We start from the raw sequence: 13,059 nt of genomic DNA on the forward strand, positions 1-13,059 counted from the left end.
GAAAAGAGGGTTGAATGTTATGGCATTAATGGCGAAGTCGATAAAGCGAAAAGGAATTAAGGGAGATGGTACCTGGGGATATATCTTTATTGCTGTGTCCTTACTTGTGTTTGCCATGTTCACAGCCTACCCGGTCGTAAGCGCGTTCATCATTAGTTTGCAAAAGTACAAACCACTAGGCTCCACCTATGTCGGTTTTGATAACTATGCAAGCTCATTGAAGGATGGCCTGTTCTGGCAAGCCATGAAGAATACGCTTGTGTACACGGTTTTGACTGTGCCGGTTAACTTGTTTCTCTCGATGGCGATTGCAGTGTTGATTCTGCCGCTTCGTAAGAAAACGCAGTCCTTTTTTAAAGGTATTTACTATTTACCCGTTGTAGCTTCAGGTGTTGCTTTATCCGTTGTTTGGCTATGGATTTTCGATCCTTTAGAGGGTGGAATTCTAAATCAACTTATTCATTTCTTTGGCTTTGAGAATCAGAACTGGCTGGGTTCAAGTAAAACAGCTATGTTTTCATTGGTATTCATGTCGTGGATGTCCAGTCATGGTACCAGCATCATTATTTATTTGGCCGGCTTGCTTGGGATTGATGATACGTATTATGAAGCAGCAGAGATTGATGGTGCGAATTTTCTCCAAAAACTGTGGCACATTGTCGTACCTAGCCTTAAACCAGCAACCCTATTCCTGCTAGTAACTGGTGTGATCGGTTCCTTCCAGGTATTCCAGAACGCTTATCTCATGACAGGTGGCGGACCTAACAATGCAACGACGATGGTGGGCTTACTCATCTTCAACAATGCATTTACGTATTTCGAATTTGGCAAAGCAGCGGCACAATCTCTGATTCTAGCCGTCATCATAGCAGTAATATCGGTTATTCAATTTAAATACGCGGGGAAAGACGTCGAGTATTAAGATCGGGGGGTAAATAATGTCTTTATATAGCAATCATGCAGGCAATCCAAAAGTGAAAACAATACGTAACTCCATTATTTTTATCGCCCTTCTCCTTTTTGCTCTGGCGACCATTTTCCCGATTTACTTTATGTTCATTTCTGCACTCGGAGATCCAGTAGAAGCGGGCGCGGTAAGTTATTCGATTTTTCCGACCAAAGTTTCCTTTGCATCGTTTAAGTTTTTCTTTGACTACAGTGAGTACTCTTACCGATGGTTATTGAATTCACTTATCGTGGCTGCAACGGTAACGGTTTCGAATGTGATTTTCGCCAGTATGGCAGGGTATGCCTTCTCGAAGCTTCGCTTCAAGGGAAGAGGATTCCTGTTCGGCCTGTTACTAATGTCCATGATGATTCCTTACCAAGTTACACAGGTTCCCTTGTACATTCTAGTTGTGAATGTATTTAATTTGCAAGATACGTATAGTGCCTTAATTATGCCGGGACTAGTAACCGTATATAACATTTTCTTGGCGAAACAATTCATGAGCAGTATCCCGAACGAGATTATGGAAAGTGCCAAAATTGAAGGATGCAGCCAGTTCCAAATTTATATTCGTATCATTTTGCCACTATCCAAAACGGTTATGGCAGTTATGGCGATTCTAACCTTTATGGATAGCTGGAACACCTTTTTCTGGCCGCTTCTCGTTACGAACACGATGGAAATGCAGACGATTCAGGTTGGTCTCAAAAACTTCCGTTTTGCCAACACGACGTATATCGCGCCAATGATGGCAGGGGCAACAATCTCAGCCTTACCAATGTTTGTTCTATTCTTTAGCCTACAAAAATACTTCTTGGAAGGCGTAACGGTAGGTGCGGTGAAGGGCTAATCTCGGGTCAAAAGGAGGCAACTGCAGCATGTTGGTAACATGGGATGCTTCCTATCGGCACGCCGTCATCGCATTATGGAATGAAGCCGCGGTGAAGGATGGCTATAAGGAGCTTACAGAACAAAGCTTTGATGGGATCTTTGCGGAAAATCGTTACTTTGATAAGGACAGTACGTTTCTTCTTCTAGCCAAAGATAAGGTCGTCGGTTATGCCTGTGGGTGTACAGGGGATGATCTTCCGCTTGGCGATGTGGCTGGATATATCACGTGTATCGTGTTAGCAAGCGGTTATGACACTGAGGACAATTATTTAATGCTATTAACTGCTTTGGAAGATCGTTTTAAACATTTGGGTAAAAAGCAAGCCGACATTCTCTTTTTCAATCCGATGTTATTGCCATGGTATATCCCAGATACTCCTCAGCATGAGCATAATAATGCCCCGGGTGTACCGGTAGATAGTATGTTATATACATTTTTGCTTGGTGCAGGCTATGTCGAACGTGCGAAGCAATGCGCCATGTATCTCCATTTGTCAGCGTTTACGATGCCAGAGGAATACAGCGTGAAAGAAACCAAAGCGAGCGCCCAAGGGTACACAATCGAACTGTTTGACCCGGGTAAGCACGTTGGTGTGGCAGACATGCTGGAGGGCTTTGGGAATCCGTTATGGCAAAAGGAGATCAGCGGATCCACGGAAAATGGCGTGCCTGTTGTCATCGCTGCTTATCAAGGCAAGACCATTGGCTTCGCAGGACCCGTCATTCGTCAAGCGAATGGGCGAGGATATTTTGCCGGTATCGGTGTGCTTCCTGAGCACGAGGGTCATGGTTTAGGCAGTCTCTTATTTTACAAGCTATGTGAAGCGTTTCAAGAAATAGGGACCGAATACATGTCGTTATTTACAGGCATATCGAATCCAGCGATCCGGATTTATGAACGAGCAGGTTTTCAAACTGTGAAACTATTTGCTGTCATGAGAAGGGAGTTTGCATAATGAGCGAGCCAAAATTGACCATTCTAGCTATCGGAGGTCACGTCGGAGATGCTGAATTAACAGCAGGCGGTGTATTAGCCCATCATTCTCTGAAAGGTGATCGAATTGTTACTTTAGCGTTAACTGCTGGGGAACGTGGCGTTCCTGCTGGGCAAGACATGAAGGAATATCGTGCACAAAAAGTGAATGAGGCTAAAACGTTTGCTGAGATGTTAGGCGGCGATTCCATCGTTTTTGACATTCCGGACGGTGAACTGCAAGATAACGAAGAAATGCGCTATCGGGTATGCGATGTAATTCGCGACGTGAAGCCGAACGTGATCATTACGCATTTTAAAAATAGCATGCATAAGGATCATATGACGACTCACCGTATTGTGAATGATGCGCGCTTTTTCGCTGGGCTAGCCTCGTTTGAGAGAGAGAAGCCAGCTCACTTTGCAGCAAAATTGTATTACGCTGAGAACTGGGAGGATGCCGTTGACTACGTTCCTTACGTTTATGTCGATTTCCCTAAAGAGGCGTTTGATCTGTGGGTGAAGGCGGTTTCGACTCATTGGTTCGTGACAGGCAGTAAATCGTTCCAATACTTGGAGTACTACAAGCATCTGATGCGCGTACGCGGTCTTGAAGCGAGAAAAGAATATGCGCAGACGTTCATGGTTCCTGAAGAAACAATGCGGATTCGTCAATCGGAATTATAAAACTATTAAAATGAAATCATAAAAACTAAATCATAAAAAATACCAAATGACTGTAACGAGGCTTAAGCTTGTTGCAGTCATTTTAAAATCAAGGCAAGGTTGGGGAGGCAGCAATGATCTTAAACGGTATCGATTGTATAGATAAATATGCTCACTTGTTCGTAGGTAAACGGGTTGGGCTAATTACAGCACCTACGGGATTAAACAAGGATTTTGTATCGACGATACAAATCTTTCATGAGAAGTTCAACCTAGTGGCCTTGTTCTCTCCAGAGCACGGGGTTCGTGGTGATCTAGCAGCTGGTGCGCTGGTCGACACGTATGTGGATCCGCTGACGGGGGTTCCCGTCTATAGCTTGTACCGGAAAGATTCCAAACGTCTGACTCAGGAAATGCTGGATGAGGTCGACATCATTGTCTACGATATCCAAGATGTAGGAACTCGTTATTATACATTCATATATACGATGCTTTATGCTTTAGAAGATTGTGCGCAAGCGGGCAAAGAATTTGTCGTTCTGGACCGCATCAATCCGCTGGATGGCGTAACTGTAGAAGGTAATGTGCTTAAAAGCGGCTTCGAATCCTTTGTGGGCAACTACCCGCTTAGTGTTCGATATGGACTTACGCCAGGAGAGGTCGCTATGATGGCGAACGATGAAAGGCAATTGAACTGCAAGCTGCATGTCGTGCGCTGTGAAGGTTGGGAACGAAATATGCTGTTCTCGGACACGGGACGTCCATGGATTATGCCTTCGATCGGCATACCTCGTTTTGAGACGGTCGTGCTCTATCCCGGCACTTGTATAATTGAAGGAACGAATCTATCGGAAGGCAGAGGAACGACAGCCCCGTTTGAGATCATAGGTGCTCCGTTCATTGATGCATACCAGTTAGCGGATGAAATGAATGCGAAGAAATTGCCAGGCGTTGTATTCCGTCCCGTTTATTTCAAGCCGTCATTTTCCAAATTCCAGGGAGAACATTGCGCAGGCGTGCAAATTCACGTGCTCGACAACCGTGCGGTTCGCCCCATCGATATCGGCGTTACGTTGATGTACACGATTCAGAAAAATTATGAGCAATTTTCATTTTTACCCCCTTTTAGAGAGGGCTCAAGGCCATTCATCGATTTGCTTGGCGGCGGCAGCCACTACCGAGAAACAGGGGTCGATGTTCCGGTTATGCTGGAACAATTCCGTGAGGAGAGCCGTGAATTTGCTCGGAGAAAACAACCCTATCATTTGTATTAGAAGCATCAGGAGGTGACGTTCATATATGAAGAAATATGCAGTGGGACTCGATGGTGGAGGTACCAAGACCGCAGTAACCATCGTCGATGAGAGCGGTCAGGAGATTCACACGTTTACATCGGGGGCCATTAATTATAATGGTCAGGATGAGGCGAGCGTTGGGGCTAGTCTAGCGGAGATTTTTCGGACAATCGATCGTGTATGCGATGGACTTCATCATTGCGCGCAAGTGTGCATCGGGGCGGCTGGCGTGAGCAATCCAACGGTCACGACCCGTTTGGAATCTAGTGTTCGGGCTTGTGGCTATGAGGGACCTTTGTTCATAACAGGCGATCAAGATACTGCGCTTTGCGGCGCGCATAACAGGGAACTTGGGATCATCCTGATCGCAGGGACGGGTTCAATTTGTTATGGCAAAAATGAAGAGGGTGACACCCATCGTGCTGGCGGTTATGGCTATCTCATTGACGATGAGGGCAGTGGCTACAGTATAGGACGAGATCTGCTTTCTATCGTTGTACGAGCTCATGATGGCCGGGTGCCTGCGACGGTTATTACAGGAATGGTCTTTGAACAATTAGGCATGACCTCGATTGGGCAAATCATCCTGTTTGTCTATGACAAACAGACCAATAAGAAGGATATAGCAGCGCTTGCGCCTATTCTATCCAAAGCATGTGAGCTTGGGGATGAAGCGGCACTCGCTATCGCCGACAAAAGTGCTCATTCGTTGCTCGAGCTGGTTGTACCTGTTGCGGAAAAGCTTTCGATGCAGGAAGGTGTTCTTGCGATGGCTGGGAGTGCACTGCTTAAGAATAGCTTTATTCAAACAGCTTTTATGAATGGGCTCAAAGAACGTTATCCAGCTATGACCTGTATAACGCCGAAGAGAGATGCCGCTAGCGGTGCTGCGCTGATGGCGCTGAACCGTTTGCAGTGATTATGTGATGAGGGATGGTAGTAAACATGAGAGAAATGAATGAAATGTCGCTGCAGGAGAAAATCGGGCAGATGATTCTTTGCGGATTTGAAGGCACGGAACCGTCCCAATCGCTGGAAACGCTAATTGCGGAACAGCGCATCGGCGGTGTTATCTATTTTGCACGGAATGTACAGAATACGAAGCAGATTGCTGAGTTATCCGGCAGCTTACAGGCGATTGCAGAGCGTAATGGCACGTTGCCGCTCTGGATTTCCATCGATCAAGAGGGAGGCATGGTTGCTCGGATTACCGAAGGGGTTGCCCTTATGCCGGGATCTATGGCGTTGGCTGCTGGGGATGCAGGTCCAGAAGGCGCGTATGAAGCAGCGTTTATCTCGGGTAAAGAGCTGCGTTCGCTTGGTATCAATCTGAATTTTGCACCGGATCTGGACGTGAACAACAATCCGGATAACCCGGTTATTGGTGTGCGCTCATTCGGTGAATCACCCGAGAAAGTCGCTCAGTATGGCCGAGAGGCTGTGCGGGGCTTTCAAGAAGCGAATGTTGTGGCAACCGCTAAGCACTTCCCTGGACATGGGGACACGAATACCGATTCCCATCTGGATTTGCCGACGATCACACATGATGAAGAGCGGATCCGCGCGGTGGAGCTTGTACCTTTTGTAGAGGCGATTGAGGGTGGAGTCGATGCGATTATGTCCTCGCATATTTATTTCCCGGCATTAGAATCTAAGAAGCTGCCGGTTACACTGTCGAAAACGGTGCTTACTGGATTGCTTCGTGAGGAGCTTGGTTATGACGGGGTCATCATGACCGATTGCATGGAGATGAATGCCATTTCTGAGCATTACGGTACGGTTGCCGCTGCCGTTATGGCGGTTGAAGCAGGGGCTGATCTTGTGTTAATCAGCCACCGTCGTGATCTGCAGGTCGGCGCTATAGAGGCAATCGCGCAAGCAGTGCGCGAAGGGCGAATTACCGAAGCGCATATCGACGCTTCGGTGCAGCGATTGCTCGCGCTGAAAGCGCGCCGCGGGGTTATTGCGGAGCAGCCTCGTGCGACGGCTGCGCAAGAGGTAGGGACCGCGGCGCATTGTGCGGTTGCTGCGCGCCTCAGCGAAGCAAGCATCACGCTCGTCAAGGACGAGCAGCAGCTCTTGCCGCTGCCGCGCGTACGGACGCTGGCGATCACTGTGGCCGCGGCCGTTTCGTCGGGCGTCGACGAAGCGTACGCGGGCGTCGCAAGCTTGGGAGCTGCGCTGGCCGAGCACGGCTTGGACGTGATCGACCGCGTGCTCCCGCTTGCGGAGGTGAACGAGCGCAGCGCGGCGGTGCTTGCGGAAGCGGCGGCTGCGGAGCAGATCGTCATCGGGACGTACAACGCCCGATTCCATCCTGCGCAGGTCGCGCTGGTGCGCGAACTGCAAGCGCTCGGTAAGCCGCTGGTCGTTGTCGCGCTGCGCGTACCGTACGACCTGCTGGAGTTCCCGGACGTAGCGACGTTTGTCGCGTCCTACGAAAGCCGACCGCTAGCGCTGCATAGTACCGCGCGTGCCCTGCTTGGATTGGTGACACCGCAAGGGCGTTTGCCGGTGTCGCTAGGCACTGAGTATCCAGCAGGCTGGAGATGGGTAGAAGGGAAATAATGGAATGGGAAAGTCGATTTTTCGCAGAGAAGCTGCTGCGTTTAGTCCGATTTCTCCGACTTAAATTGAGGATTACGACTGTAGTAAGAGCATTAGTCCGATTTTGCCGAACTACTTAACTGTTTATCTTGTGCGAGACTTGTAATTGTCGATTTAGTTAGGCTATTTAGGACTAATTGAGAGTTAAGGGGGAGCGTCAATAGATTAATTCGGTAATTTCGGACTATTCGACTAGTGGAGATTTGTAAGTCGATATTATCGACTTGCGGGAGCGCAGGATGGACTTTTGGAGTCTGTAAGTCGAATATTTCGACTATTTCCTCCTGCTGGGGTGATTTTTAGAGCGAGATAGTCGATATTATGGACTTACTCACCCACTGGTCCAAAGCAATAAAAGCGAGAGGAGCACTCCGGTATGTCCAATTGGGATATTGCTAAGATAAGCAACTTCATCGAACAAGAAATTGCCGCAGGACATCTCCCTGGTGCGGTCCTTTATATCGCTCATAGAGGAAAGGAAATAGTAAAGCAAGCCTATGGGAGCCGAGTTATTTATCCGGAAGCTGCTCCGATGAGTGTAGACACGGTCTTTGATTTGGCTTCCCTGACCAAAGTGGTGGCAACGTTGCCAGTGGTACTTCAATTGATGGATCAAGGGAAACTTACGTTGGCTGATCCGATTGGGAATTTTTTGCCGCATTTTCGCTGCGATCAGGAAGAGCCCATTAGAATCGTACATCTGCTAACCCATTCTTCCGGGCTTAAGGCAGATATCTCGGGCATAAGAGGGTTGATGCATCTATCTCGAGATGAGCTGGTGGACCTGATCTTAAACGAACGGCCGCTTCATCCTCCAGGTACAAAAGTTGTGTATAGCGACATTGGCATGATTTTGCTTTATCTGATCATTGAATCTGTGACCGGTGAAGCATTCGACACCTATCTCAAACGGGAAATATTTGAACCGATGGAGATGATGGAAACGGGGTTTAGTCCTACCTTTGCGGCAACGCGTTATGCGGCTACCGAGTTTTCGGAACATCGTCAAGCGTACAAGGCAGGCATTGTTCACGATGAAAAAGCGGAACTCATGCATGGAGTAAGCAGTCATGCGGGGCTATTCTCGACGGTTCACGATGTAGCGAATTATGCTGAAATGATACGCCAGAAAGGCGTTTTTAAGGGCCGACGAATTATTTCCAGAGCAGCTATAGAGCTGTCATCCCGAAACTTCACGCCGTATGATCAAGAATTTCGAGGGTTAGGTTGGTTGCTGAAAAATCCGAGCAGCTTCCAGTTTAGCGGCGATTATGCATCCGAGCAATCATTCGGGCACACAGGCTTTACAGGCACGAGCCTGTTGTTCGAACCTGAGCAAGATCTACAGGTCATTTTACTTACTAACCGGGTTCATTTTGGGCGAACGGAACATATTTTGCAGATTCGGCCAAGGTTACACAATCTCATACTTTCTCAATCCCAATAGCTGTGTTGAAAAAAATAGAGCCTCCCGTTTGGGAGGCTCCTTTCAGAACCGCTGATGAGGCGGGTTCTTATTTCTTTAATCGCTCAAGACCATCTGCGTAGATCGCGTATTGATGTGTTGTAGATGCTTCTTGGATATCGGCGAAGTAGAAGTTGGTTGCAGGTACATCACTCCATAGCTGTTCAGTGGCATTTTGGAGCTTTCCACGTCCAAGCATACGATTGATCATGATGACGAATTCTTTACGAACAATATTCTGATTCGGAAGGAACGTACCATCTCCGTATCCATCGATAATGTTCGCTTTTTTCACGGCATTAATGGCGCTGCTTGCCCAACTATCTGCAGTATCACTAAAAAGTGGCTCTTCTACAGGTGCCAATTTCTTGAATCTGGCTACGATTGCCGCCACTTCTCCACGTGTGATCGGAGCTTCTGGAAGGAAGGAGCCTTCTGTCGAACCCAGCATCAATCCGTTAGCGCGTACGTTCTCGATGTATTCTTTGGCCCAATGGCTGTCCGATACATCATTGAAGTTGTTTGAATCACTTGCATGTAGTACAAGTTGATAGTCATTCGTAATTCGGGCAAAAACAGCCGCAACTTCCGCACGTGTAATATTGCGATCTGGACCAAATGTGCCATCCGGGTAACCAGCGATGTAATTGTTATGTGTGCCTGTTTCTTTCGCAATTGGCTCCATGGCAAAATCGTAGCTTTCAATGGACTGTCCGATGTGGATGATCCCGTTTTTAATATAACTATCGTCGCCATCATCTTTATTGGCACCAGTTGTTCTGCTGTCAAAAGCGTTATATCCAGCTTTCGTAGCTAATATATAGTAGTCGCCATCTGGGAATACCATCCAACCATATTCACCTTTGGCATTGCTGTCTTGTGGATCCTTATTCTGATTCGGAGCAAAATCAGGCAAAATCGGCAATATGACTAATGCGTCAACGGTTCTACCTTTGGAACGATTCAAAGCAGTATCAGCCCAGTGAAGTGTCGCATGTGCGCCTTCAATGACTTTACCCGTTACCGTATCGGTAATGATTCCGTAAGGGTCAATGAGCTCGGATTCGACTTGGGCATTACCGCTTGCATCGACAGTCAACGTCGCAGGTCTACCTGCAAGTTTCTCACCTGTTGGTGCGACGACATTCAAGACCATGTGATATTGACCTGCTGGCACATTCGGCAAGGAGAAAGTGCCATCTGCTGCAATTGCAATGTCTGGAAGATTAAGTGATTTGCCATCTGTTGTAAACAATTGAGCCGACATCGGCAATTTAGATTCTCCTAGTTGTGTGACAGGAACATTGGCAACAGTTCCGCTTTGCTCTGTTACGATGACTTTCACGGTTTTAGGAGGTGTCGCAGGTGAAGATTCTTGTGGGGCAGCGTCACGAATGATTTGTACTTCGTAATCATAATGCTTACATGAACCGATAGGGCCTTCGATGTTCCCAGGTGATTGGAATACCGGTGCGTTAAGACATACTGTCGTTAAGTTCGATGTCACAGCTACCTGGTGATTCGCAGTAATATTCCCGAGTACAGGCGGTTGGCTCCAATTCTCAGTTTTTGTATAACTGTCTAGATCTACGACAGCAAATTCTGCAGGTGCAGGTTGCTGTGCTGTGCCTAGGTAGACATTTTGAGCTACAGTCACACTTGTTGTGTTATATGGAACATGCACGGTGTATAATTTTTGACTAGTGTTGAACACGGATGGCGATTTAGCAAAGGCATTCCCGCCGCCTACAGGTTTCACGTCAATGCCTGTAAAGGCCGCAGTTGTAAAAGATTCGATACCTCCGAGGTATCTCGTTTCTCCATCTTGCACAAAGGCGCGATAAAAGTATGTAGTGCCGGGTGTTAATAAGTCATCTTCCAAAAATTGATAGAAATTGCTGTCATACATGTTGATCCAATTACTAGAAATATCTTGCTTCGTTGACATATCAGCATTCTGATCGAACTCAAATCCAATTGTAGGGGATTCTGCAGGAATAATATGAATAAAGCCAGGTGCATCGGCAGTTAAATATGCGGTTTTGTCTGTATTCATTACTACTGGCAATGTTTGCACGGTCGGTGCATCACGGATAATTTGCACTTCGTAAGGATAGCCATTACAGTTTTCGATCGTTGATGCTCCGCCAGATGGGCCTCCGAAAATTGGCGTGCTGACACATACTTTGGTTACATTCGAGCTTAATTCTACATCTTCATAAGTTGCCGTTTTAATCCAATCTGCTGTGTTATTCCAGTTAGCGGAGTCTGAAGAGTAATTACCTACTTTTGCAAACTCCAAAGGCAAAAACACATACGATGAGCCTAAGTATACAGTCTCAGAGACATTTACCTTTGCTGTACTGTATGGAACATGTACAGCGTAAACGGTTTGGTCGCTGCTGGAAGATACGAGTGTTTTCGTAAGTGGAGCACCGCTCCCAATCGCTACATCAATTGCTTGAATAGCAGCTGTCGTGAAGGAACGGATCTCACTCTTGTATGTCGATTCCCCATCATTGGCATAAGCGTAAAAATAGTATGTAGTGCCTGGGGTCAACTCCGTAAGATGTGCTGTTCTTGTAGTACTGGCGTTAGTACCGTCCAAGTTTGGGATGTCTGAAAAATCTAATAGATCTTCAGTCAGGGACAGCTTTATACCAGAAGCAACAATCGATTGTATTCCGTTAATATAGGCTACTAACGTCGCGGTTGAAACTGTGTTTTCCATGGCATACGATGATACCGTTGGTGAAGGTTCAGCCTCCGCATTCCCACTATACATTGGCAAGTTCGCGAACAGCATGATAGCTATCATGGCAAACTGCAGTGTAAGTTTTCTGACTCGTTGTTTCATGTCATTCATCCTCTCTACGTTGTTGTCTTACTCAAAGTGATAGCTAGAGTATAACAGATGAATGGGACTTTTGTCCTACAATTTTCGATTTATTTCGACATAAAAATACAAAATACGACTTATTGTTTTTCTTTCGCTATCAGCTTGAAGGCGATGGCAATTTCGTAGGCGTTAAGGCTCCCTAGCCCGGACATTATTGTAAACGACTGTCCACCTTTTACGGCGTGTTCCTGATCGGTAGTATCCACTTTGTTATATGCAGGAGATTCTATTAATTTGTACAGCTGCGAGTGAATATCGCCTAAGCCTTTGTGCAGTCCTCCGGCAATATTGGCGAAAAGACCAGCATAATAAGGAGCGGCAACACTTGTTCCAATGACGGGGCCCCATTCGCCTTTGCCTGTAGTCGGATTCGTGACATAGAAGTGGAGCCCGCCATGCTCGGCACTGATTGCATCGCTTGTCTGTACGACAGACGGTCCAACTATATCGGGAAGCATGCGGTACTTTTTGCTTTCAGCAGTCAGTGTTGGAGAAGCAGCTGCAGCAGATTGATATTTGGGCAACGGATAAGCGGTACTCCAACCTCGGACGGAATCCGGCCAGATGGTTTCAATGACGCGATTGAAACCGAGATCAGCCGTCACAATCGTTCCGCCGACGGCCACTACATTGGGGAGAAGAGCAGGCGATAATGGATTCGCAAGCTCAAGCGTTCGGCCATAATCACCTGTAGCAGCCAGCACAGTCATGCCACGTTTGCTCATCTCTTCAATAATTTGATAGCAACGTGCGTCTTCCGCGGGGTTTGGCATTTTTCCCCATGAGGTCGTGATGATCTGATCTTTTCCTTCATCCAAAATTTTCTTTAATATGATAGATAGAGGTAAGCCATCCGGAGCAGAATATACAGTAATATCCGCATCCGGAGCCGCTGCATGTACCATGTTAATATCAAGGGTGGACTCTGTGACGCCTTTGATCGAAGGTCCCTTGTGAACCGCACCGCCAAAAAGGGGGATGACATTTATGTTAGCCTTCGGCAAATGATATCGCTCAGAGAATAATTGAATATCGGATGGTTGAAATGTATCGAACGTGATAATTGCGACACTTGTACCTGCACCTTTGAAGCCTCTTGCGTGCAAGTCTGTGACTCGATAATAGTCATTCAGTAAGTCTATGGCATTTTTATCGACGACATTAGAGAGATCTTTATCAGCAACTTGCGGGCGGTTCATGGGAAGGGAATTGGAATGTCGCATTTGCCCAGCTACCAATAAGAGCAATCCTATCGTAATGAATATAATTAAATAAATGGTGATCGTTTTTTTGCGCACCATGGGATCACCTCCT

At 46.9% G+C, this 13,059-nt stretch carries 10 protein-coding genes; 8 read left to right on the forward strand and 2 right to left on the reverse strand.

Translation table 11 applies throughout. The features are described 5' to 3' along the window. Positions 1-19: 19 nt before the first annotated feature. The 8 genes from HQN88_RS28275 to HQN88_RS28310 all read left to right on the forward strand — a co-directional run bounded on the left by HQN88_RS28275 (position 20) and on the right by HQN88_RS28310 (position 8,828). Positions 20-922, forward strand: coding sequence for a carbohydrate ABC transporter permease (locus tag HQN88_RS28275; RefSeq protein ID WP_173118815.1), 903 nt, complete (start codon positions 20-22; stop codon positions 920-922). 16 nt (positions 923-938) lie between these two features. Next, complete coding sequence (locus HQN88_RS28280) at positions 939-1,799, forward strand: carbohydrate ABC transporter permease (protein ID WP_173118816.1); 861 nt, start codon at positions 939-941, stop codon at positions 1,797-1,799. A 28-nt stretch (positions 1,800-1,827) separates the two neighbouring features. Further along, positions 1,828-2,796 carry a GNAT family N-acetyltransferase gene (locus tag HQN88_RS28285; RefSeq protein ID WP_173118817.1) on the forward strand — a complete coding sequence of 323 codons (969 nt, stop codon included), beginning with the start codon at positions 1,828-1,830 and terminating at the stop codon, positions 2,794-2,796. Next, positions 2,796-3,500, forward strand: coding sequence for a PIG-L deacetylase family protein (locus HQN88_RS28290; protein WP_173118818.1), 705 nt, complete (start codon positions 2,796-2,798; stop codon positions 3,498-3,500). Before HQN88_RS28285 ends, HQN88_RS28290 begins: the two co-directional genes overlap by 1 nt. A 113-nt stretch (positions 3,501-3,613) precedes the next feature. After that, entirely contained in the window at positions 3,614-4,753 is a 1,140-nt protein-coding gene (locus tag HQN88_RS28295; protein WP_173118819.1) for an exo-beta-N-acetylmuramidase NamZ family protein, read from the forward strand. A gap of 25 nt (positions 4,754-4,778) precedes the next feature. Further along, positions 4,779-5,693: an N-acetylglucosamine kinase gene (locus HQN88_RS28300; RefSeq protein ID WP_173118820.1), complete on the forward strand. Its 915-nt coding sequence runs from the start codon at positions 4,779-4,781 to the stop codon at positions 5,691-5,693. A 26-nt stretch (positions 5,694-5,719) separates the two neighbouring features. Further along, on the forward strand, positions 5,720-7,342 hold the full coding sequence (gene nagZ, locus HQN88_RS28305; protein ID WP_173118821.1) for a beta-N-acetylhexosaminidase: 1,623 nt from the start codon (positions 5,720-5,722) through the stop codon (positions 7,340-7,342). 415 nt (positions 7,343-7,757) lie between these two features. Then, entirely contained in the window at positions 7,758-8,828 is a 1,071-nt protein-coding gene (locus tag HQN88_RS28310) for a serine hydrolase domain-containing protein (protein ID WP_173118822.1), read from the forward strand. 67 nt (positions 8,829-8,895) lie between these two features. Here HQN88_RS28310 and HQN88_RS28315 read toward each other — a convergent pair whose 3' ends face one another. Continuing rightward, positions 8,896-11,703, reverse strand: a complete 2,808-nt coding sequence (locus HQN88_RS28315) for an S-layer homology domain-containing protein (protein WP_173118823.1) — start codon at positions 11,701-11,703, stop codon at positions 8,896-8,898. 119 nt (positions 11,704-11,822) lie between these two features. Next, positions 11,823-13,046, reverse strand: coding sequence for a S8 family serine peptidase (locus tag HQN88_RS28320; protein WP_173118824.1), 1,224 nt, complete (start codon positions 13,044-13,046; stop codon positions 11,823-11,825). Positions 13,047-13,059 lie beyond the last annotated feature (13 nt).

The organism is Paenibacillus qinlingensis (assembly GCF_013204845.1).
GTDB classification, from domain to species: domain Bacteria; phylum Bacillota; class Bacilli; order Paenibacillales; family NBRC-103111; genus Paenibacillus_E; species Paenibacillus_E qinlingensis.